This is a genomic window from Streptomyces poriferorum, from assembly GCF_019399235.1.
GTDB lineage: Bacteria > Actinomycetota > Actinomycetes > Streptomycetales > Streptomycetaceae > Streptomyces > Streptomyces poriferorum.
Genome location: NZ_JAELVH010000082.1, coordinates 1 through 22,343, shown reverse-complemented (window position 1 = coordinate 22,343; position 22,343 = coordinate 1). Strand labels below are relative to the sequence as shown.

Genomic DNA, 22,343 nt, shown 5'->3' with positions numbered 1-22,343 from the left:
ACGAGCCTGCCGAATCCCCGGCCGGAGCACTCCTGAAGACACCGTCTGACGGTGTGTCCGACGCGCCCGGCGTGTCCGGGGGCTCCGCCGACAGCGTGTCCGGCAGCCCGGCCGATCCCGCCGTGCGCCCCCTCACCGACCCCACGCCCGAGGACATCGAGGCATGGCTGGCGGAGGCCGTCTCCCGTACGGCCGGCATCGAGCCGGCACAGGTCGGGCTGGACCGGCCGATGGCCGACTTCGGCCTCGGATCGCGCGAGTTGATGACGCTGGGCGTGCGCCTCTCCAGGGCTCTCGGCCGAGCGCTGGACCCGACACTCGTCTACGACCACCCCACCATCGCGTCGATCGCCCGGGCGGTCTCGCACGCCGGACCCGGCCTGCCGTCCGCGGCCGGGCGGCCGGTCCCCGCACGCGAGACGCCCGCAGCCGGGCCGGCCGCGGCGCACGGGCCCGCCGGACAGGTGGCCCCGGAGGCCGACGCCGTGGCGGTCGTCTCGATGGCCTGCCGCTTTCCCGGCGCTGAGGATCCGCAGGCACTGTGGCGGCTGCTGGACTCCGGCGTGGACGCCGTCTCGGACGCCCCGGCCGGCCGATGGGACGCCGAGGCGCTCCACGACCCCGATCCGGAGGCCGTGGGCAAGGCGTACTCGCTGCGGGGCGGGTTCCTCACCGGCATCGACCGCTTCGACGCGGAGTTCTTCGGCATCCCGCCCCAGGAGGCGGCCGCGATGGACCCCCAGCAGCGGCTGCTGCTCCAGACCGCCTGGGAGACGCTCGAAAGGGCCGGGATACTGCCCGCGTCCCTGAACGGCAGCTCCACCGGCGTCTACGTCGGCCTGTACGGGAGCGGATATCTGGGTGCGGCCCGGATGGAACAACTGGACGGGTACGTCGGCACCGGTACGTCGTCCGCCGTGGCCTCCGGCCGGATCGCGTACCAGCTCGGCCTCCAGGGGCCGGCCCTCACGGTCGACACCGCCTGCTCCTCCTCGCTGGTGGCCCTCCATCTGGCGGCGCGCGCGCTGCTCGACGGCTCGTGCGACCTGGCCCTGGCAGGCGGGGCGACGCTGATGGTCAGCCCGCGTGGCCATGTCGAGTTCAGCAGGCTCGGCGGACTGTCGGCGTCCGGGCAGTGCCGGCCGTTCGCCCAGGACGCCGACGGCGTCGTGTGGGGCGAGGGCTGCGGCCTCGTGCTGCTGAAACGGCTCGGCGACGCGCGACGCGACGGCGACCGGGTGCTCGCGGTCATCAGGGGCTCCGCCGTCAACCAGGACGGCCGCAGCCAGGGGCTGAGCGCCCCCAGCGGCCCGGCGCAGGAGCGAGTCGTCCGGGCCGCGCTCGACGCCGCCGGTCTGCTCCCCGGCGACCTGGACTACGTCGAGACGCACGGCACGGGCACCGCGCTGGGCGACCCCATCGAGGGCCGGGCGCTGGCCCGGGTCTTCGGTTCCGGCCGCCCCGCGGACCGGCCGCTCCTCGTGGGCTCGCTGAAGTCCCACATCGGCCACGCGCAGGCCGCCGCGGGCATCGGCGGCGTCATCAAGGCGGTGCTGGCGCTGCAGCACGAACGGCTGCCGGCCTCGCTGCACGCCGAGACCCCGACCGAGCAGATCGACTGGGCGGCCGGCGGCCTCGAACTGTGCAGCCGTTCACGGCCATGGCCGCGCGGCGCCCGGACCCGCCGCGCGGGGGTCAGCGCCTTCGGCATCAGCGGCACCAACGCCCACGTGATCCTCGAAGAGGCGCCGGAGGCCCTGGCCTTGTCCGGCGACGGTCGGGAGGCCCAGGCCCAGGCCCAGGCCCAGGCCCAGGCCCAGGCCCAGGCCCTTGCCTTGTCCGGCGACGGGGCGGAGGCCAAGCCCTCGTCCGGCGACGACCCGCGGGCCGTGGCCTCGTCCGGCGACGGCCAGGACGCCCCCGAGCCGCCCGCCGTGCTGTTCCCGCTGTCGGCCCGCACGATGCCCGCGCTGCGCGGGCAGGCCGAGCGGCTCCTCGACGCCCTGACGGCCGATCCCTCGTTGCCGTTGCCTGCCCTTGCCCGGACCCTCGCGCACCACCGCACGCACTTCGAGCAGCGCGCGGTCGTCGTCGCGCGTCGGCGGGAAGAACTGCTGAGCGGGCTGCGTGCCCTGGCCGCCGGAGAGGCCGCGCCGGAACTGGTCAGTGCGCCCCGGCAGCCGCTCGCCCGGGGCAAGGTGGCCTTCGTCTTCCCCGGTCAGGGCAGCCAGTGGACCGGGATGGCGCGAGATCTGCTCGACCGGTCCCCGCTGTTCGCCGACGAGATCGACCGCTGCGACGCCGCACTGCGCCCCCACACCGGGTGGTCCGTCCTCGCGGTGCTGCGCGGTGACGCCGGGGCGCCGTCGCTCGACCGGGTCGATGTCGTCCAGCCGGCGCTGTTCGCCGTCATGGTCTCGCTCGCGGCGGTGTGGCGGGCCCGGGGGGTACGGCCGGACGCCGTCGTGGGCCACAGCCAGGGCGAGGCCGCCGCGGCCTGCGTGGCCGGAGCGATCGGTCTGAACGACGCGGCGGCCGTGGTGGCGCTGCGCGCCCAGGCCCTGACGTCGCTTGCGGGTAGCGGCGGGATGGCCGTGGTGACCCTGCCGCAGGCGGACGTCGAGGCGCGCCTGGCGGAGTGGGACGGGCGGCTGTCCGTGGCCGCGGTCAACAGCGGTACGTCGACGGTGGTGGCCGGTGACACGGAGCCGCTGGAGGCCCTCCTCGCCGGGCTGGAACGGGAGCAAGTGTTCGTCCGCCGGCTGGCCGTCGACTACGCCTCGCACAGCGCGCAGGTCGAGCCCGTGCGCGCGTCCCTCCTCGCCGACCTGGAAGGCATCACCACCCACCCCACACCCATCGCCTGGTACTCCACGGTCCTGGCCGGACCGGTCCCCGACGAGCCGCTGGAGGCCGGCTACTGGTACCGCAACCTGCGCGAGCCCGTCCGCTACGCCCGCACCGTCGCGCGCATGGCGGCCGACGGCTACCGGCACTTCGTCGAGCTGAGCCCGCACCCGGCGCTGGTCACCGCCACCCGGGCCGTCGTCGAGGAGACCGGCCGCGACCTGCTCGCCGTCGGCTCCCTGCTGCGTGACGAGGACGGGCCCGCCTGCCTGGACCGGGCCGCGGCCGAACTGCACGCCGCGGGCGTGGAGATCAACTGGCGGCGCCTCGTGCCCGGCGGACCCGCGGCGGACCTGCCGACGTACGCCTGGGACGCGCGACGCCACTGGACCGAGGCCGCACCGTCAGGTCCGGCCGGTTGGGACGGGACGCCACTCGTCGACGTACACGTCGAGTCCAGCGACGAGCCGGACCGGCACCTCTTCGACACCCTGGTCGACCTGCGCGATCCGCGGTTCGCCTACCTGACCGGCCACCAGGTCGCCGGGACCGTCCGGCTGCCCGCCGCCGCCTTTCTCGAAATGGCTCTCGAAGCGGCGTCATCGCTCCAGGAGACGGCCGAAGTCCAGCTGGCTGACGTCGTGTTCGAGGAACCGCTCCCGTTGGAGGCGGACCTGCCCGTCCGGCTGCAACTGGTCCTGCGGCCCGCCGACGCGCACGGCGTCCGGGACTTCGCCATCGCCTCGCGGCGGACCGGTGACCGGCGGACGCCCTGGGTACGGCATGCCGGCGGCCGGGCCGTACCCCTGACCGCCGGGGCCGGGGCGGACGCCGCCATGTCCCTGTCCGAGCTGCGGGAACACTGCGCCGAGCCGGCGGACGTGCCCGGTACCTATGCCGGTCTGGCGGCTCTCGGGATCGACTACGGGCCGTCCTTCCGCCTCCTGGAGGAGGGCTGGAGCGGACGGACCCGGGCGCTCGGACGGCTGGCGAGGACACCCGGCGCGGGGCATCTGCTGCACCCCGCGCTTCTCGACGCGGCCTTCCACACCGCCGCTCTGGTGGGGGACGCCCCCTCGGGCCGGGCCTTCGTGCCGCGCAGGACCGGGCGCCTGCGCTTCACCGGACGGCGTACCGCACCCGTCTGGGCGGCCTGCCGGCTGCGTGCCGTGGACGGGGACACCGTCACGCTCGACCTGCACCTCCTCGACCGGGACGGGCAAACCGTGCTGGAGATAGCGGAGTTCGAGCTGGCCGCGCTGTCCCCGCTGGACGGAGCACTCTTCGAGGTGTGCTGGCAGCCCCGGCCCGCCGCGCGGGAGCAGCCGGCCCGGGGAAGCTGGCTGATCCTGGCCGACGACTCGGGCGTGGCGGACGACCTCTCCCGCCGCCTCGGCACCACCCCGCACGTGGTCGTCCGTGCGGGCGGGGCCTACGCCGTCGACGCGCCGGGGCGCTGCACGGCCGACCCACAGGACCCGCGGCAGCTGGCACGGCTGCTCGACGAGGCCTTCGCCGCGGAGCCGCCTGAGCGGGTGGTCCATCTGGCAGGGCTGGACGCCCCGTTGGTCGACTCGGACGCGACGGCGGCGGAGGCCGCCCGGCTGTGCTGCGTCAGCACCCTGAACCTGGTCCGGGCGCTCGTGGAACGCTCGCACGGCCGGTCCCCGCGCCTGTTCCTGGTGACCCGCGGCAGCCAGGCCGCCACCGGCAGCACGGATGTGACCCATCCTCAGCAGGCGCTCGGCTGGGGTTTCGGAACCACGGTGGCGCAGGAGCATCCGGAGCTGGACACCACGCTGATCGACCTGCCGGCCCACGGGGGCGAGGAAGCGCTGTGGACCCAGCTGTGGCACGCGGACGACGAACGTCTCGTCGCCCTTCGGGACAGCGGCCGGCTCGTGCCGAGGCTGGTGCACACGAGCCCCGACCGGTCGGGCCCGGGAGCGGTCCGGCCCGACGGCACGTATCTGATCACCGGCGGTCTCGGCGGCCTCGGCCGGGTCGTGGCCGGCCGCCTGGTTCGTCAAGGGGTTCGCCGGCTGGCCCTGTTGAGCCGGGGCACACCCGATGCGGGCACGGCACGGTGGATAGCCGCGCTGCGGGAGGACGGGGTCACCGTCCGGCTCGTACGGGCCGATGTCGCCGACCGGGAGGGCCTGCGAGCTGCCCTCGACGCGCTGCGTGCGGCCTGCGGTCCGGTCACCGGTGTCATCCATGCCGCCGGTGTGCTCGACGACGCCACGCTGCCCGGCCTGACGCCGGAGCGCATCGGACGCGTGCTGGCACCCAAGGTGCTCGGCACCGCGCTGCTGACCGAGCTGGTGCCCGAAGCGGAGTCGCTGGTCCTGTTCTCGTCGGCGGCCGGCCTGCTCGGCTCGGCCGGTCAGGGCCCGTACTCCGCGGCGAACGCCTTCATGGACGCCTGGGCGCACCATCTCGCGCTCGCCGGGCGGCCGGCCCTGAGCCTCGACTGGGGTATCTGGGCGGAGGCCGGCCTGGTCGCCGCATCGGCGACGCGCACGGCCGCGGCCGGCGGGTCGGGGCTCGTGGCCTTCTCCTCGCAGCAGGGCGGCGAGCTGTTCGACCGGGTGCTGCCCACCGCCCGGCGACAGCTGGTGCCGCTCTCGCTCGACCGGGAGGCGTTCGCCCGCGACCCGGGCCTGGCCCGCTCGCGTCCGCTCCTGCACGGCGTTATCGCGCCTCCCACCGGACTGCGGGACGCCTCCGGGATGTTGCCCGACCGGATGCCGGCCGCTGGGACGGAGGAGGAGCAGATCGCCTTCCTCGAAGCCCATGTGCGCTCCAGGATCGGTGAGTTGACGGGTCACACCGCCACGGACGTCCCGGCTGGAGGCCTGAAGGAACTAGGGCTCGACTCCCTCATGATCGTACGGCTGCGCAACACGCTCAGCCGTGAGGCCGGGGTCGAGCTGGCCGCCTCGGCGATGTTCTCCGCGGCCGACAGTCACGCTCTCGCCAAGGAGCTGTACGCGGCGCTGGCCGGGCGGGCCACCTCCCCGGAGCCCGCCGGGCGGACCGAGGCAGGCGACGACCAGGCGGTGCCCGAGGCCGAACTGAAGCCGGCCACCCGTGATGTGGTCCGGCTGCTGCGCGCGGCCCAGCACGGCACCCCGAGCGCGGCGCACTCCATCGGTCTCGCGTTCCGGCTCACCGGGCCGACCACGCGCCGGCAGCTCGCGGGCATCCTCGCGCGCCTCGCGGGACGCCATGCCGCGTTGCGTACCGGAATCCTCAACGGCCCTGGATCCGAGCGGCAGTTGCGGGTGGAGCGGGCCCCGGACCGTCCTCTGCTGCGATGGTCGGATCAGGCACCCGACGAGGAGTGGGAAGCCGGGGACCGGCTGAGCGAGCTGCTCGCTCCTCCCTTCGACCTGACGGCCGCACCCCTGTGGCGGTTCGAGCTGATCGATCGCGCCGGCGTGGAGCAGACCCTGCTGATCGGGGCCCACCACGCGGTGAGCGATCTGCAGTCGCTGCTGCTCGTGGCCGCCGAGATCGATGCCGAACTGTCCGGTACGCCGCTCGGCGACGCGGTCTCCAACCGCGATGTCGACCTGCTGCTCGCGGCACAGGCGGCGTCCCCGGACGCGTCACGGTCCGGCGCCGGGCCGGACGGTGCGGCGGCTGCCTGGCGGGACGCGTTCACCGGCAGCCGCCGACTCGATCTGACGCTCACCCGGGCCCGGCCGGAGGTGCGCTCCTTCCGGTCGGGCAGCCTGACCGTGGAGATTCCCGAGGGCCTCATGGACCGGGTGGCGTCCCGGGCACGACAGCTCGGGATCACTCCGGCCGCCTTCTGCCTGGGCGCCCTGACGGTGCTCCTCGCCCGCGAGCGGCAGCGGGACCGGTTCGTGCTGGCCGTCCCGGTCGACACCCGCATCCATGCCGACGCGGCCGGCGCGGTCGGCTTCTTCGGCGTGCCGGTGCCGTTCCCGGCCGAGGCCCGGCCTGGCGAGCGGATCGACGAGGTTCTCCGCCGCACGGACGGCCGCCTCGAACGGGTCCTCGCGAAGGGCGCCATGTTCTCCGACACCCTGCCGGTGCTCGCCGCCCAGGGGCTGCACCGGGAGAACGCCCCGATGGTCGAGGTCTACTTCAACTACGTACGGTCCACGGCGGAACTCGGCCGTCTCGAAGTCCTCCCGGCCGGCACCGGCCACTCCGACCTCGACCTCATGATCATCATGATGCCGGACGCCGGCCGGCTCCGCTTCGACCACAACCTGGACATCATCGACGGGGCGGCCTGCGCCGGGCTCGCCGCCGACTTCCTCCGGCTGCTCGACGAGGCGGCCGACGACCCTGCCGCTCCGGCCCGGGCAGCGCTCCCGGCGCCGGCCGCCGCCGCACCGCATCCGGCCGTACCGCACCTTGCCGCGCCCCACCCGGCCGCACCGTCCGAGGCCGGGGACGCGGGCGGCAACGAGGCCGGGAACGTGGGCGGCAACGAGGCCCGGGACGTGGGCGGGGAAGCGCCCGGGACCGTACCCGGGGGCCCGCCGCCGGTGCGGCCCGGCTCGCTCGCCGTCGCGGCCACCTTCGCGCTGGGCGACCTGCCGCTGCTGTGCGAAGCGGCTCTGGCCGACGGCGTGTCCGACGACCCGCAGGCCACCGCGCCCCAGGTCGCCGAGGCGCCGTACCACCATGTGCTGGCAGCCCTCAAGGACCCTTCCGGCGTCTTCACGGAGGCCTCGACGGAGCTCGGTGCCGTCCTGCTGCGGGCATCCGACCTGGAACGGTTCGGGCCGGTGAACGACGCGCTGCTCGACGAGCTCCGCACGGAGTACGCGGCGGCCCTGCGGGCGCTGTCCGAGCGGACGCGACTGCCGTTGATCGTCGGGTTCCTGCCGTCCGCCCGGCCGGACGACCGCCACGAGCGATGGGAGCGCGAGGTTGCCTCCCTGCTGTCGGACCTGCCCGGCATCGCGGTCCTGCACCCCGACGACTGGACCCGCCGCCACGCCGTCGAGGACCGGTTCGACGGCAGGACGGACGAGCTGGCACACCTGCCGTTCAGCCCCGAGTTCCAGGCAGCCGTGGCCCTCACCGTGGCCGACGTCGCCACCGCGGTCCGCCGTCCACCGCCCAAGGTGATCGCGGTGGACGGCGACGAGACGCTGTGGGGCGGGGTGGCCGGGGAGAGCGGGCCGGAGAGCGTGGACCTCGGCGGCGCCCGCGCCCTCCTGGCCCGCAGACTGCTCCAGTGGCGGGCAGCCGGGGTCCTGCTCGTCCTGGTCAGCAACAACGACGAGGACACCGTGCGCGCCGTGCTCGATCGGCCGGACAGTCTGCTGCGCGCGGAGCACTTCAGCGTGCTCGACGCCGGATGGGGCCGCAAGGCCGGCCGGCTGGAGGCCGCGGCGCGGGCCCTGAACCTCGGCCTCGACAGCTTCCTCTACCTCGACGACAACCCGGCCGAGATCGCCGCCATGCGGTCCGCCCTGCCCGAGGTGCTCTCCGTCTCCTGCCCCGCGGGCGGCGAACTGGAGTCGTTCCTGGCCGTGTTGTGGCCCCTGGTGCCCGCGGCGGCCACGGTGGAGGACGCGTTGCGCGCGGGCTTCTACGAGCAGGAGCGGGCCCGGGACGCCGCCCGGGAGCAAGCGGGCTTCGAGACGTTCCTCGACCAGTTGGAGCTGGACCTCGACATCCGGCCCCTGGAGGAGCCCGGCAGCCTGCGAGCCGCCCAGCTCATCCGTCGTACCAACCAGTTCACCCTGCGCGCGCGGTCGGCGGACGGGGGCGACCTGGGGCGATGGCAGGAGCAGGGCGAGGTCTGGACCGTCGCGGCCCGCGACCGGTTCGGCGACTACGGCCGGATCGGCCTGCTGGCCCTGCGCCCGGACGGCGACCGGCTGGAGGTCCTGGCCTGGCTGCTCAGCTGCCGGGTGCTCGGCCGCGGAGTGGAGGAGCGGGTGCTCCAGTGGCTGGCGGGCCGTGCCGAGGGACTCGGCTGCGCCACCGTCCGCATGACGGCGGACCACACCCCGCGCAACGTACCGGCGCGCCGCCTGGTCGCGGCGCTCGGCGGAGGCGACCCGGAAGGCCGCCCGGAGGCCGCGACCACCCCGGAGCGGCTGCGCGCGTTCCGGTCGTGGCGGCAGTGATGACACCAGGCAGTGCACACCTGAGAGGCGCACCATGGGGGAAGTGAACGAGGACGTGCCACGACGCCGCCCAAGTACCGGGCAGCAGCGGGCGGATGAGGCGGCCGAGCGGGGCGGAGGCCGGCTGACGGTGTCCGATCTGCTGGCCAGGGTCCGGCCGGCAACGGCCCCGGCGGCCCCGACGTCCTCGGCAACGGCCCCGGCGGCTTCGGCGACGGCCCCGACGGACGCCGGGCCGTCAGCCGAGGGGGTGGCGGCCGCTCCGACGGCCGGTGGGGAGGTGGCGCGGCTGGCCGAGATCATCGCGGCCGAGGCGGCCCGCCTGCTGCCGGGCGGGGCGATGGGGCCCGACACCGACTTCTTCGACGCGGGCGGAACGTCGGTCGACGCGGTGGCGCTCGTCGCCGGCCTGGCCCGGGACTTCGGCGTGGAACTCAGCCTCGACGACGTGTTCGCCGACGCCAGACCGCGCCGCCTCGCCGCACGCGCGCTCCCGGCGGAAGGGTCCGCACCGCGGGCGTTGCCGGCCCTGACGCACGGAGCCCGGGCCCATACCCATCCCGGTACCCACCCCAGTGCCCATCCCGATACCCGTACCGATGCCGGCACAGATGCGGACCTCGAACTGATCCTGGCCGACCTCGCCCTCGCCGACGGTCTGCCCTGGGCCCGCCGGCCGGAGGCCGTTCCGCCCCGCAAGGTCCTGCTGACCGGGGCGACCGGCTTCCTGGGCGGCCACATGCTCCTCGATCTGCTGCGGCACAGCGACGCACACGTGTTCTGCCTGGTGCGCGCGGCCGACGAGACCGAAGGCACCGAACGGCTCGGCGCGGCGCTCAAGCGGTTCTCCCTGCCCTGGTCCGGTGAGATCCGCCGACGGGTGACGGTCCTGCCGGGCGACCTCCGCCTGCCGCGCCTCGGTCTGGCGGACGAACGCTGGGACGAACTGGCCGGGGAGCTGGACTCCGTCGTGAGCGTGGCCGCGGCGGTCGACTTCCTGCGCGGCTATCCGTCGTTGCGGCAGAGCAACGTGATCGGGCCCCTGACGCTCGCGGAACTGGCGGCAACCGGACGGCCGAAGCCGCTGCACCACATCTCCTCGATCGCGGTCTTCAACGAGATCGGCATCGAGTCCATGGGAGAGGACGACCCCGTCGCGCACATCGACGGCCTGGTCGCCGGATACGACAAGTCGAAGTGGGCCGCGGAGGCCGCGCTCCGGCGGGCCCGCGAACACGGTCTCGTGGTCACACTGCTGCGGCCGGGCGGCATCGGCGGGCACACCAGGACGGGGGCCAGCAACCCCCAGGACCTCAGCAGCGGCATGATGTCCGTGTTCAGCCGGTTCCGTACGGTGCCCGCGTTCAGCCATCTCAACGCCGCACCGGTGGACTGGGTGAGCCGGGTGGCGGTCGCCGCGATCTGCGAGCCCGACGCCTGGGGCTACAACTACCACCTCAGCGGTACGCCGAACTCCCTGCCGGACGTGGTCCATGACATGAAGCTCGGCGGCATGAACGTGCGCGTCCAGGACTGGGACGAATGGCGGCTCGACGTCATGGCCCGGCTGCGGGACGAACCGATCGCGGAACTCGACTTCCTGGCAAGGGTCCTGGCGAGTCCCACCGCCGTGAAACTGTGCGAGGCGACCCTGATGGGCCCGGCGGCCACCGGTGAGCGCACCGAGGCGTTCGTCGCCGCGCAGAACCTGCCCGCCTCGACCCGGTACGGCATGCAGGAGCAGCTGAAGACCTTCGAACGGCTGGCCGGGGACGGCCTCGCCCGGCTCCCGGACCGTGCCGACCAGCCCTATCTGTGGTTCCCCGAGACGATGCGGGGCAGCCTGGGCCCGGTCGGCGGCCCCGCGGACACCCCGTGCTCCGCGGCGTTCACCCTGTCCATCGTGAGCATGTACCAACTGGTCAAGGAGCGCCGGGTGGACGTCAGGGGCGAGCTCTCCTGCTCCCTCCTGCACCCGGAACCCCTCGTGGTCGAGCAGGGCGATGTGTGGGTCCGTCCCGAGGAAGGCATCCCGCTGGTGCACGGTGTGCACCATCCGCTGCTCCGCTACCGCTTGCGGTTGCGTGACGCCGAGGGCGGGGGGTGGTGGCTGGAGGGCAGGAAGTCCGCGCACGCGCGGCGTGACCTGTGGCGCCAGACGCGCGCGTTGACGATCGAGCTCGGGCGCGAGGACGAACCCGCGATGCTGGAGGGCGAGATCGTCGTGCCCTCCGACAGTTACGTACGGGACCAGGTCGACGGCATCCGCGTCGATCCACGCCTGTCCAGCCAGGAGAAGCGGCTCGCCAAGCTGAGCTGGCTCGCCTGGTTCGGCCTGGAGATCGGCCGCGGACTGCTCGGCCCCTTCGCCCGGGTCGGCGCGGACCTGCTCGACCTACGCCGGCACCCGACCCCGACGGAGCGCAAGCGATGATCCTGCGGCCCCTGTACACACGCCTCGACGAGACCGTCGTCGAGGAGATCCCCTTCCGCGCGGGCGACGGCACCCGGCTGGGGCTCACCCGGGTCGGGACCGGCCGCGGGGACCGGCCCGCGGTGCTGCTCCTGCACGGCCACACGGCCTCGTCGGACATGTTCCTGCAACCGGAGACCCGCAACCTCGTCGACGTGCTCCTCGACGAGGGGTACGAACCGTGGCTGCTCGACTGGCGGGGCAGTTGCCGGCTGCCGTACAACGAGACCGGCCGCCGCTACACGTACGACGATGTCGCGCTGTACGACATCCCCGCCGCGGTCGCGTACATCCGCCAACAGATAGGCGACCGGCCGCTGTTCGCCGTCGCGCACTGCATCGGCGCGCTCTCGCTCTCGATGAGCATGACCGCGGGGCTGGTGCCGGGCCTCGCGGGCGTGGTCGCGCAGGGGGTGTTCCTGACGCCCAAGCTGGCGGCCCGGACCTCGCTGAAGATGACGATGGCAGGCGAGCTGTTCCGGTCCCGCTTCGACCACATCCCGGTGGACTTCCGCAAGGTCGGGTTCTGGTCGCGCTACACCCCGCTGTTCGCCCTGGCGTCGAAGGGGGCGAGCTGTCCCGACCCCACCTGTCAGATCCTGTCCAACTCGGCCTGGTGCGTGGGCGCGTCACTGTTCGTGCACGAGAACCTGTCGGACGCCACCCATGAACGCCTGGCGCAGCTCCTCGGCCCGGCGCCGCTGTGGATCCTGCCGCACCTGCGACGGGTCGCGCTGGCCCGCAGTGTGGTGCGCTGGAATCAGGGGGACGACCGGTACCGGGCGCTGCCCGAGAACGCCCTGGATCAGGCCGGCCGGATCGACTGCCCCGTACTGCTGGTCTCCGGCAGCGAGAACGGCATGTGGCTGGACTCCCAGAAGCTCTGCCACGAGGTGCTCGCCGCCCGGCAGCCACAACTGGACGTGCGGTACGAGGAGATCCCGGGCTACGGCCACTTCGACACGTTCGTCGGCCGGGGCGCCGCACTGGACGTGTTCGGGCACATCCTGGATTTCCTCGACGCACACGCCTGACGGTGCGCGGGGGCACCGGCGGCGTGCGGGGGCCAGGCGGCCGTGCGGGCAGCGCCGTCAGGTGCCGGCCCGCACGGCCGCGATCACTGGGTCGCGGCCGCTTCGCTGTCCGCGGCTGCTTTGCTGTCCGCGTCCGCGTCCGCTTCGGTGGCCGCGTCGGTGGAACGGTCCGGCCCGTGCTCGACGAAGTCCAGGACGGTGCGCACGACCTCCGGATCGCCCAGGATCCGGCGGTGCCCGAGTCCGCTCGTGATGATCAGCCGCGCCTGCCCGCCGAACGCGGCGGCGAGCCGGCGCCCCTGCTTCACGCTGATCCTCGTGTCGTCCTCGTCATGGATGATCAGGAGCGGGGGCTCCAGGTCCGTGACCGTGTTCACGGCGGAGAACGGTGTCAGCTCGGCCGGCATGCCGGGGAAGAGGTTCTTCGCGACGCGCTGGTGCAGCTGCGCCTTCAGCGGTTGGCGCAGCTTGAGGGCGGAGGAGAACTCCTCGATCAGGTAGTCGTAGTCGCAGACCCCGCTGATGGTGACGACCCGCTTCGCCGTCACCCCGCCCTGCAACGCGAAGAACGAGCCCAGGGCGCCGAGCGAGTGCGCGACCACGGCCTCGAACTCGCCGTACTCGTTCTGGAGTCCGGTGATGATGTCGCGGTACTCGAGAATCGTGGTGCTGCGGCCGGTGGCGTCGCCGTGGCCGGGCGCGTCGAAGGTGATGACGCTGTAGCCGCGTTCGAGGAGGCCGGGGACGAAGTCCGCGAGGCGCGAGCCGCGCGACTGCCAGCCGTGAACCAGGAGGACGGGCCTTTCGCCGTCGCCCCACCGGTAGGTCACCGCGAGCTTGCCGTTGACCTTCAGCCGCCGGACGTCCGCCTTGCCGAACAGCTCCCGTTCCGAGTTCCGCATTCTGCTCCGGGCCAGTGGCATGTGGAACAGGGCGTAGGTCCCCGCCCCCGCGAGTCCGCCCGAGACCCGGGACACGGTGTTGAGCGCGGCGCTGGCGAGTGTCTCGGTGTGGACCATGCCCAGTACTCCTCGATAGGTATCCGGAGCATGATAAGTTAGCACGAACGACCGTGCTTTTATAGGTGGGGGGAAGTCCACAGCCCCGCTCTCACGAGGAGAACACCATGTCGGCCACCCTCTGGTTCACACCGTGGAAGCCCGGCCCCGCAGCGGACATCGCGCCCGGAGTGAACGGTCAGAGTGACGGGAAGGGCCGGAGCGGCGGGAGTGACGGGGGTACGGACGGCGCGGCCGTCGTCAGCGTCACCGAGTTCACCCCGCACCGGCCGTTGACCGCGCTCGGCGTCACCGTGGAGGGGATCGCCCTGCGGCGGATCTGGCAGGACCTGGAGGGCGCGGTCGGCCTGTGGCTGTGGGTGGATCCCGATCCGTTCCGGCCGCGGTCGGGCTCGATCTCCGTCTGGCGTACGGAGCGGGATCTGCATGCCTTCGTGGGACGCCGCGACCACATGAGGATCGTGCGCTCCTACCGGAACCGGGGCAGCATGCGCGCGACCACCTGGCAGACCGACGGCTTCGACATGGATGCCACCCAGGAAGCCGCCCGGGCCCTGCTCTCCGGCCGCTCCGCGTGGCCCGCCTGACACCCGGCCCGGCGTCCGCGCGCCCGGTCGGTGCGATCAGGGCGCGGTCGTCAGGGAGACGGCCTCCCAGCCGAACCCGTCCGGGTCGGTGAAGGCGCCGGAGTCGCCCACGAGGGCCAGACGGTGCGAACCCGTGCCGTCGACGGGGACGCCGACGTCCTTGGCCAGGGCCCGGCGCCCGTACAGAGCCAGCTTGACGGGGCCGTCCTGGGTGTCGAACTCGACGTACTTGCTGCCGAAGCTCTTGGCCACGGTGAGGCCGCGCTCGACGTAGAAGCGCTTGCCGGCGGTCACGCTGTCGACGCCCAGCAGGAGGATCAGCTGGTCGATCCGTCCGGTGGCCGGGGCGGTGTCCTTCTTCGCGGTGGTCGCGATCTTCCAGATGGTTCCGTCAGGGGCCCGGACGACGCCGCCGTAGCCCCAGAAGGACTTCGTGGCGTGCTTCAGCGCCGTGGCGCCCTCGGCGAGGGCGGCGTCGACGAAGCCGCGGACGTCGGCCGGCTGGGAGACCGTGAGCGACAGCGAGAATCCGCGGAATCCGGTCGTGGGAGCGTCCGAGGCGCGCAGTCCCACCCGGGTGTCCAGGCCGAGGGCGGAGTAGAAGCGGTGGGCGGCGGCGGTGTCGGCCACCTCAAGGGTGAGGGCTTCGATGAAGGTCATGTGTTTCACGCTAAGCGCGGCTCCGCCACCGGTGCTTCTCGATCCCTGACCGGTTCGGCCACCGGCCTCGCGGGCACCGCGTACGGCCCCGGGGTGTCAGCCGGTGACGGTGAAGGAAAGCGAAGTCGGCGTCCGCTCGCTGTGTGCCTTGAACATCTGGGCGCGCACCTCGTTGCGCGGCTTTCGGCCTTGGCCGCCCCGGGGCGTTTTCGCACTTTTCGGGGACAGGAACGGCTGACCGCGACGCGGCGCCCGTCGGGTGCCGGGCGGCGGGGTACGGAGGGCGTCCTTGACGGGTTGTGGGGGCGGGCCTAGCGTCGCCAAGATCGTGAGCATGCGCCCAGAAAGGCCGTTCGTGCCTCATCCCGGTCGGACCCCGGTCACACCTCCCTCGCCCGCCGAATCCGAGTCCGTGGCCGAGTCCGTGGCCGCGGCCACGGCGGCGGCCCGTGTGCACGCCGCACTGGCCGGTCCCGGCGGTCCGTTCGCCGTGGTGCGGGCCGAGGACGGGCCGCAGGCGGGCTCACTGATGTACGCGGACGGGCCCAGGACGCTCCGTGAGTTCGTGGAGACCACATGGGCGTTCGGGGACCGGCCGTTCCTGATGTCGGGGGTCGCGGGGGAGCGCGGCTACGCGTACGGGGAGTTCTTCGCCGCCGCGTCCGCGCTGGCTTGCCGGCTGAGCGATACGTACGGGCTCCGGCCGGGCGACCGGGCCGTGGTGGCGATGCGCAACCGTCCGGAGTGGCAGATCGCGTTCTGGGCCGCCCAGCTGGCCGGCCTGGTCGCCGTCCCGCTGGACCCGCGGTGGACGGAGGCCGAGTTCACGTTCGCGCTCGACGACTCCGGGCCCCGGGTGCTGCTGGTCGACGGCGAACGGCTGCCGCCGGTCGCGGACTGGGCGCGGAAGGCCGGGGCGCGCGTGGTCGTGTTCCACGCCGAGGACCACCGCCGCGCCCCGGAGGACCACGTCGAGCGGTACGAGGACCTGCCGGCGCCCGATCCGCTCGCCGCGCCGCCCGAAGTCGAGGCCCGGCCCGAGGACGACGCGACGATCCTCTACGCCCCGCGTGCCACCGGCAGGCCCCAGGGGATCGTCGCCACCCAGCTCGCCCAGGCGGGCGCCGCGCGCAACCCGCGGTTCCACGCCGCGACCTCCGCGCTCGGGCGGGGAGCCGTCCCGGGGCAGGAGTCCGCGCCCGTCACGCTGCTGACGTTCCCGTTCTTCCACGTCGCCGCGCTCAGCAGCCTCTACGCCGCGATGTCGGCAGGCGGCTCCGTCGTCCTAATGGGCGACTGGGACGCGGAGGAGGCGCTGCGGCTGATCCGGGAGCACCGCGTCACGAACTACGCCGGGACGCCGGAAACCGCCCTGGACCTGCTCGCCGAGGCCGACCGGACGGGAGACCGGCCGGAGAGCCTCCGGATGCTCGACACCGGCGGGTCCGCGCCGCCGCACGACCTGGTCGCGCGGCTGGCCGCCCGCGGGGAGCGGATCGAGCCGTACAACGGGTACGGGCCGGCCGAGACCGGCGGCGCGGTCATGGCGAACTCCGGCGCCGAGTACCGGCTCCATCCGGGCAGCGCGGGGCGGCCGACGCCGAGCACGGAGGTGCGGATCGCCGGTCCGGCGGGCGAGGCGCTGCCCGAGGGGGAGACCGGCGAGTTGTGGCTCCGCGGCCAGGCGCTGGCCCGTGGGTACTGGCGGGACGAGGAGGCCACGGCGAAGGCGTTCACCGGCGGCTGGTTCCGTACCGGCGACCTGGCGGTGATCCATGACGGACGGGCCGACGTCGTCGGCCGGAAGGCAGAGAGCGCGGAGGCGTAAGCGACGGCGGGAAGCCCGCGGCCATCGGGGGAGACGGCCGGAGGCGGGTGCGGAGGCGGGTGCGGAGGCGGGTGCAGAGGCGAGTTCAGAGGCGGGTGATGCGTACCCGGTAGTCGCCCTTGGAGTCCTTGTCGAGCACCGAGATGCTGATCCCGTTGGCCCGGTCGGTGAAGGACTGACCGGGCTGGAACGGGGCGTCGGAGAGTTCGGCGTGGACGTTGGGCAGCCGGGTGCAGCCGCTGCTGTCCTTCGTGCTGTCCGTGACCGACACGGGCCCCTGACCGGTGTCGACGTCCGAGCTCACCTTGTAGATCAGCACGCCCGGCCGGCACACCTCCTGGTCGTTGCCGGCCTGGGTCCGCACCTCCACCGCGTAGCCGGACTCGGCGGTCAGCGGTACGAACGCCAGCTTCGTGCCGCCATGGGTGGCCAGCGGCTCCAGGACGTGGTCGCTGGTGCCGGGCCGGGCGGCGCAGCTGATCTGGCTGTTGTCGAGCCAGCCGAGCTTCCACTTGTGCCAGCCCAGCAGGTCGTTGTTGGCGCCCCAGTCCTCGGACATGATGTCCCAGTGCCCGACCGAGCCCCCGCCCTCCATCGTGTAGAGGTCGGGCAGGCCGAAGACATGGCCGTTCTCGTGCGGCAGGACGCGGTAGCCGGTCTGGGGGTACGAGCCCGAGCCGTCGTCCTGGCGGCTGTAGACGAAGGACGTGTTGGAGAGCGGGACGCCGTCCGCGTACGGGGCGTCGTCGTTGCCGGAGAAGGTCACGGACAGCACCGTGTCCAGGGCCGAGGGGCCGGCGTTCGGAGTGACCAGGATGTTGACCAGGTCGTATGCGGTGAAGTCCACCATCGGGTCGGCGGCGGCGACGATGTCCCGGACGAGGTGGCGGTAGCCCGGTTCGTACGGTGACCCGCGCTCGATGCCGTACTCCGCGAACGGCAGCGGCATCCGCAGCCAGGTCTTCACCGGCGCTTCGGGTACATAGGTGAGCCGCCCGTAGGAGCTGGTGCGGAACCAGTCCGTGGTCTGCGGGAAGAACTCGGCGAGCCGGTCCATGGCCGGCTCCTTCCCCGGCGCGTCGGGGAAGTCGATCATCAGGTTCAACGCGTGGACCTGGCCGGTGGAACGGGCGTAGCCCGGCTGCGTGGGCATGCCCTCCGACATCTGCACCCCCATGGCCGCCGTTATCCGGCACGGGCCGAGCCCCGCCGCCTGGCTGGTGGTCATCGGACCGGCGGAGGCCCGGCTGGGCAGGGGGAGGGTGCTGCTCGCCGAGGCGAGGGAGGCGATGACCAGGGCCGTTGCTGCCCCGAGGGCCACCGGGTGGCGGTGCTTGCGTATCCGGTGGCGGGGCTGCTGCATAGAGGCGCCTTCGGGTCCGCGGCAGTCGGCCGACCCCGACTGCGCTCTGTCGATCAGCATTGGCCGGGCGGTGCGGCGCCGCGCGTTGGGTGCGCCGATCGGTTGGTTTTTTCCCTTCGCTGCATGTGGCGCAGGTCACATCGGCCCGGGAAATAACCGGGGATCGTTTCCCCGTTTGCACTGGTGTTCCCTGCGAAACGGGGAGGCGGTCCCCGGTTACATGGAGGGGTCGCCGGAGTTACGAACACCGGAAGAGAAGGAGTGCCGCCGTGGACACCGTCACCCGCACCGCAGCCGGAACCGCGCAGCCGCGTACGCCCAAACCGAGGGCCGACGCGCTGCGCAACCGGGAGCGGATCGTGACGGCGGCGCGCGAGATGTTCGTCGAGTTCGGCCCCGATGTGCCGCTCGACGAGGTCGCCCGCCGCGCCGGCGTCGGCAACGCCACCCTCTACCGGAACTTCCCCGACCGGGCAGCACTGACCCATGAGGTCGTCCTCGCGGTCACCTCCCGTACCACCGACCGTGCCGAGGAGGCCGCGAACGAGGAGCGGGATCCCTTCGTCGCGCTCAGCCGCTTCGTGCACGCGGCGGCCGACGAACGGATCGGGGCCCTGTGTCCCATGCTGTCCGGCGGTTTCGACAAGGACCATCCCGAACTGCTCGCCGAGCGCCGGCGCCTCGAAGAGGCCGTCGAAGGACTCGTCGAGCGCGCCATGTCCGCGGGGCGCCTGCGTACCGACATCGCCGTCGGTGACGTACTGGTCGCCCTCTCCCAGCTCACCCGGCCGCTGCCGGGCATCGCCTGCCTGAACATCGACCGGTTCACCCACCGCCACATCCAGCTGTTCCTGGACGGACTGGAGACCCCGGCCCGGTCCGTACTCCCCGGAACGGCGGCGACCTTGGAGGACCTGCGGCGTCAGGCCTGACCGGCGCGCCGGGCTCCTGAACCGGACGCCCGGCCCCGTGTCCGCGACACCGCGACCCCCTCCTCCCTCTTCTTCCTGACCACAGTCCGGCCAGCCCAGCCAGCCCAGCCAGCCCAGCCAGTCCGGCCAGTCCGGCCAGTCCGGCCCTCGCTTTCGCCCGGCCCTCACCGAACGCACGGTTCACGACCTCGCGCGCTCTCGCGCGTCCTTAGGTGGCTACTCCCATGTCAAAAACAGCTGATATCCGACTCCCGGACCCCAGTCGCTGGAAAGCGCTGGCGTTCATCGCACTCGCGCAGTTGATGGTCGTGCTCGACGCCACCATCGTGAACATCGCGCTTCCGCACGCCCAGACGGACCTCGGCATCACCGATGCCAACAAGCAGTGGGTCATCACGGCCTACGCACTCGCCTTCGGCGGACTGCTGCTCTTCGGGGGCCGGATCGCCGACCTCTGGGGCCGCAAGCGCACCTTCGTCGTCGGTCTGATCGGCTTCGCGCTGGCGTCCGCCCTCGGTGGCGCGGCGCAGAACCAGGGCATGCTGTTCGGCTCCCGCGCCCTTCAGGGTGTGTTCGGCGCGCTGCTCGCCCCGGCGGCCCTCTCGCTGCTCGCGGTGATGTTCACCGATGCCAAGGAGCGCGCCAAGGCGTTCGGCATCTACGGGGCGATCGCCGGTGGCGGTGGCGCCGTCGGCCTGATCCTCGGCGGTTTCCTCACCCAGACGCTGAACTGGCGCTGGACGTTCTTCGTCAACATCCCGTTCGCGATCGTCGCCGCAGCCGGTGCGTACTTCGTGATCCGCGAGCCGGCCGGCAGCCGTAACCGCTCGTCGCTCGACATCCCCGGCGTCGTCCTGTCCGCCCTGGGCCTGGTCGCGCTGGTCTACGGGTTCACCCGCGCCGAGTCCAGTGGCTGGTCGGACACGCTGACCATCGGCACGTTCGTCGCCTCCGCGGTGCTGCTGCTCGCCTTCGTCCTGGTCGAGTCCAAGGTCAAGTCGCCGCTGCTCCCGCTGCGCGTCGTGATGGACCGCAACCGCGGTGGCGTCTACCTGTCGCTGGGTCTGGCCGTCATCGCGATGTTCGGCCTGTTCCTGTTCCTCACGTACTACCTCCAGGTCGTCAAGGGCTACTCGCCGATCAAGACGGGCTTCGCCTTCATGCCGATGATCGTCGGCATGATCACCGGCTCGACGCAGATCGGCGCCCGGCTGATGACGCGGGTCCCGGCCCGTCTGCTGATGGCCCCCGGCTTCCTGCTCGCGGGCGTCGGCATGCTGCTGCTGACGCAGCTGGAGATCGACTCGTCCTACGCGGCGGTCATCCTGCCGGGCCAGCTCCTGCTGGGTCTCGGCATGGGTACGGCGTTCATGCCCGCCATGTCGCTGGCCACGCACGGCATCGAGCCGCGTGACGCGGGTGTCGCCTCCGCGATGGTCAACACCTCGCAGCAGGTCGGCGGTGCGATCGGCACCGCGCTGCTCAACACCATCGCCGCCTCGGCCGCCACGGCGTACGCCACCTCGCACGCCGCGCTCGGCGCCACCGACCCGGAGCAGCTGAAGCTCCAGTCGATGGTGCACGGCTTCACCGGCGCCATCTGGTGGGCCGTCGGCATCCTGGTGGTGGCCGCCGCGATCGCGGGGACCTTCATCAACGCCGGCCGTCCGTCGGCCACCACGACGTCCGGGGGCACCGGCTCCGGTGACGCCGAGGGCGTCGAGGACGAGTTCAAGATCCCGGTCGTCGCGCACTGAGCGCCCGTCCGTGAGGTTCCGTCACTCCCGTGACGGGGCGTGAAGCGAGTTCTGCCCCGGTTCCGTATCCACGGAGCCGGGGCAGAGGCGTGTGCGGGGGAGCGCGCGGGTGTGGTCAGCGGAGCCAGGGGAGGTCCGCGTCGGTGCCTTCCGGCTGTAGCCCGGCTGCCATGACCTGCATGATCTCGCCGAGCGTGCGTACCTGCTCGGGCGTGAGCCGGTCGAACATCGCCTGGCGTACGGCGCTGACGTGGCCGGGGGCCGAGCGGCGGAGCATCTCGTAGCCCTCCTGGGTGAGGACCGCGTTCTGGCCTCGCTTGTCGGACGGGCAGTCCTCGCGGCGCACCCATCCGCTCTTCTCCAGCCGGGCGACGGCGTGCGAGAGCCGGGAGCGGGTGATCTTGGCGTTCTTGGCCAGTTCGGTCATCCGCAGCTGACGGCGGGGCGCCTGGGCGAGCTGGACGAGCAGCCCGTAGTAGATGTGCGGCATGCCGGCATCGCGTTGCAACTGGCGGTCGAGGTGATCCTCCAGGAGCGTGGTGGCGTGCAGGTAGGCACGCCAGACGCGCTGTTCTTCGTCGGTGAGCCAGCGCGGCCCACCGGTGGATGCCGTGGTCATGTACTCCACTGTACGACCTTTTCTTGAAAGTTGAACTAGATAGAGCTAAGGTCTCCAGAGATAGGAACTTGAAGATTAAAGAAAAGTCCCTGTCGAAAGTCCTGGTAGAAGACTTACCTTGAGTAGCAGTGGATGGGGAGTGCCATGACAGTCACCGCGGAGCGCATGCCCGCCCTCTATCTCTCCCACGGCGCACCGCCGCTGGCCGACGACCCGGTCTGGCCCGGCGAGCTGGCCGCCTGGTCCGCCGGTCTGCCGCGCCCCACCGCCATCCTCATGGTCTCCGCCCACTGGGAGGAGGCCCCGCTCGCACTGGGAGCCACCGAGACGGTCCCGCTCGTCTACGACTTCTGGGGCTTCCCCGAGCACTACTACCAGGTGCGGTACGCCGCGCCGGGCGCCCCCGCACTGGCCGAGAGCGTCCGCAAGCTGCTGCGCGGCGCCGGTACGCCGGTCCAGGACATCCCGGACCGCGGCCTCGACCACGGGGCGTACGTCCCGCTGGTGGAGATGTTCCCCGGGGCCGACATCCCGGTCCTGCAGATCTCCATGCCGACGCTGGAACCGCAGAAACTGATGGACATCGGGCGCAAGCTCGCGCCGCTGCGCGACGAGGGCGTCCTGATCGTCGGCAGCGGCTTCTTCACGCACAACCTGGCCGCGCTGCGGCATACGGGCGGCGGCGTGCCCGGCTGGTCCGCGGAGTTCGACGACTGGGGACACCGCGCGCTCCAGGCGCAGGACATCGACGCGCTGCTGGACTTCGAGCACAAGTCCCCGGCAGGCCGCCTCGCCCACCCGCGCACCGAGCACTTCGCCCCCCTCTTCGTCACGCTCGGGGCCGCGGAGCAGGAGCTGGGGCAGGGACGCAGCGTGATCGACGGGTTCTGGATGGGGCTGGCCAAGCGCTCGGTGCAGTTCGGCTGAGCCGGGCGCGCCCGGGCCCGCCCCGGCTCAGCCGGGCGCGCGGGAGAAGGCCGACTGAGCCGCCCCGCCCGGGCCTGCCCCGGGCGGGGCGGGTGCCGGGGTGCCGGGCCCCGCGAGCCCGGCATGATCCAGACGGGAGGCCTAGGGCACGCCCTAGGTGTTCTGTCCA

Annotated in this window: 11 protein-coding genes and 1 pseudogene; 8 read left to right on the top strand and 4 right to left on the bottom strand. The window is 72.8% G+C overall.

Features of this window, described 5'->3' with window-relative positions; all coding sequences use genetic code 11:
* Positions 1 to 53 precede the first annotated feature (53 nt).
* The 3 genes from JGS39_RS16610 to JGS39_RS16600 are packed head-to-tail and all read left to right on the top strand — an operon-like array spanning position 54 to position 12,482.
* A complete protein-coding gene (locus JGS39_RS16610) occupies positions 54 to 8,975 on the top strand; it encodes an HAD-IIIC family phosphatase (RefSeq protein WP_308120461.1) in 8,922 nt (2,973 codons plus the stop codon).
* Between the two features lie 34 nt (positions 8,976 to 9,009).
* On the top strand, positions 9,010 to 11,409 hold the full coding sequence (locus JGS39_RS16605; protein WP_219569879.1) for a thioester reductase domain-containing protein: 2,400 nt from the start codon (positions 9,010 to 9,012) through the stop codon (positions 11,407 to 11,409).
* A complete protein-coding gene (locus JGS39_RS16600; protein WP_219569878.1) occupies positions 11,406 to 12,482 on the top strand; it encodes an alpha/beta hydrolase in 1,077 nt (358 codons plus the stop codon). Before JGS39_RS16605 ends, JGS39_RS16600 begins: the two co-directional genes overlap by 4 nt.
* A gap of 83 nt (positions 12,483 to 12,565) precedes the next feature.
* Here JGS39_RS16600 and JGS39_RS16595 read toward each other — a convergent pair whose 3' ends face one another.
* Entirely contained in the window at positions 12,566 to 13,501 is a 936-nt protein-coding gene (locus JGS39_RS16595) for an alpha/beta hydrolase (RefSeq protein ID WP_219569877.1), read from the bottom strand.
* Between the two features lie 107 nt (positions 13,502 to 13,608).
* Between JGS39_RS16595 and JGS39_RS16590 the strand changes: the two genes are divergently transcribed.
* The gene (locus JGS39_RS16590) at positions 13,609 to 14,088 is read left to right on the top strand and encodes a hypothetical protein (RefSeq protein WP_219569876.1); all 480 of its coding nucleotides are present in this window, start codon (positions 13,609 to 13,611) and stop codon (positions 14,086 to 14,088) included.
* Positions 14,089 to 14,124: 36 nt separating this feature from the next.
* Here the strand turns inward: JGS39_RS16590 and JGS39_RS16585 are convergent, their stop codons facing one another.
* Positions 14,125 to 14,748, bottom strand: coding sequence for a VOC family protein (locus JGS39_RS16585; protein ID WP_219569875.1), 624 nt, complete (start codon positions 14,746 to 14,748; stop codon positions 14,125 to 14,127).
* 334 nt (positions 14,749 to 15,082) lie between these two features.
* On the opposite strand from JGS39_RS16585, the pseudogene JGS39_RS16580 reads away from it, so the two are divergent.
* Positions 15,083 to 16,552, top strand: a pseudogene (locus tag JGS39_RS16580) (class I adenylate-forming enzyme family protein); the annotation flags it as partial.
* Between the two features lie 109 nt (positions 16,553 to 16,661).
* On the opposite strand, the gene JGS39_RS16575 reads toward JGS39_RS16580, so the two are convergent.
* Positions 16,662 to 17,939 (bottom strand): M6 family metalloprotease domain-containing protein, encoded by a 1,278-nt coding sequence (locus tag JGS39_RS16575; protein ID WP_219569873.1) that lies wholly within the window; start codon positions 17,937 to 17,939, stop codon positions 16,662 to 16,664.
* A 269-nt stretch (positions 17,940 to 18,208) separates the two neighbouring features.
* On the opposite strand from JGS39_RS16575, the gene JGS39_RS16570 reads away from it, so the two are divergent.
* Complete coding sequence (locus tag JGS39_RS16570; RefSeq protein WP_219569872.1) at positions 18,209 to 18,871, top strand: TetR/AcrR family transcriptional regulator; 663 nt, start codon at positions 18,209 to 18,211, stop codon at positions 18,869 to 18,871.
* Positions 18,872 to 19,095: 224 nt separating this feature from the next.
* The gene (locus tag JGS39_RS16565) at positions 19,096 to 20,628 is read left to right on the top strand and encodes an MFS transporter (protein ID WP_219569871.1); all 1,533 of its coding nucleotides are present in this window, start codon (positions 19,096 to 19,098) and stop codon (positions 20,626 to 20,628) included.
* Positions 20,629 to 20,743: 115 nt separating this feature from the next.
* On the opposite strand, the gene JGS39_RS16560 is transcribed toward JGS39_RS16565, so the two are convergent.
* On the bottom strand, positions 20,744 to 21,256 hold the full coding sequence (locus tag JGS39_RS16560) for a MarR family winged helix-turn-helix transcriptional regulator (protein ID WP_219569870.1): 513 nt from the start codon (positions 21,254 to 21,256) through the stop codon (positions 20,744 to 20,746).
* Between the two features lie 135 nt (positions 21,257 to 21,391).
* Between JGS39_RS16560 and JGS39_RS16555 the strand changes: the two genes are divergently transcribed.
* Complete coding sequence (locus JGS39_RS16555) at positions 21,392 to 22,174, top strand: dioxygenase family protein (RefSeq protein WP_219569869.1); 783 nt, start codon at positions 21,392 to 21,394, stop codon at positions 22,172 to 22,174.
* Positions 22,175 to 22,343 lie beyond the last annotated feature (169 nt).

Bases quoted from the DNA above. Each gene is read 5' to 3' on its own strand.
- JGS39_RS16595 (WP_219569877.1), bottom strand. From the start codon at position 13,501: ATGGTCCACACCGAGACACTCGCCAGCGCCGCGCTCAACACCGTGTCC.
- JGS39_RS16605 (WP_219569879.1), top strand. From the start codon at position 9,010: ATGGGGGAAGTGAACGAGGACGTGCCACGACGCCGCCCAAGTACCGGG.
- JGS39_RS16565 (WP_219569871.1), top strand. From the start codon at position 19,096: ATGTCAAAAACAGCTGATATCCGACTCCCGGACCCCAGTCGCTGGAAA.
- JGS39_RS16590 (WP_219569876.1), top strand. From the start codon at position 13,609: ATGTCGGCCACCCTCTGGTTCACACCGTGGAAGCCCGGCCCCGCAGCG.
- JGS39_RS16585 (WP_219569875.1), bottom strand. From the start codon at position 14,748: ATGACCTTCATCGAAGCCCTCACCCTTGAGGTGGCCGACACCGCCGCC.
- JGS39_RS16555 (WP_219569869.1), top strand. From the start codon at position 21,392: ATGACAGTCACCGCGGAGCGCATGCCCGCCCTCTATCTCTCCCACGGC.
- JGS39_RS16600 (WP_219569878.1), top strand. From the start codon at position 11,406: ATGATCCTGCGGCCCCTGTACACACGCCTCGACGAGACCGTCGTCGAG.
- JGS39_RS16575 (WP_219569873.1), bottom strand. From the start codon at position 17,939: ATGCAGCAGCCCCGCCACCGGATACGCAAGCACCGCCACCCGGTGGCC.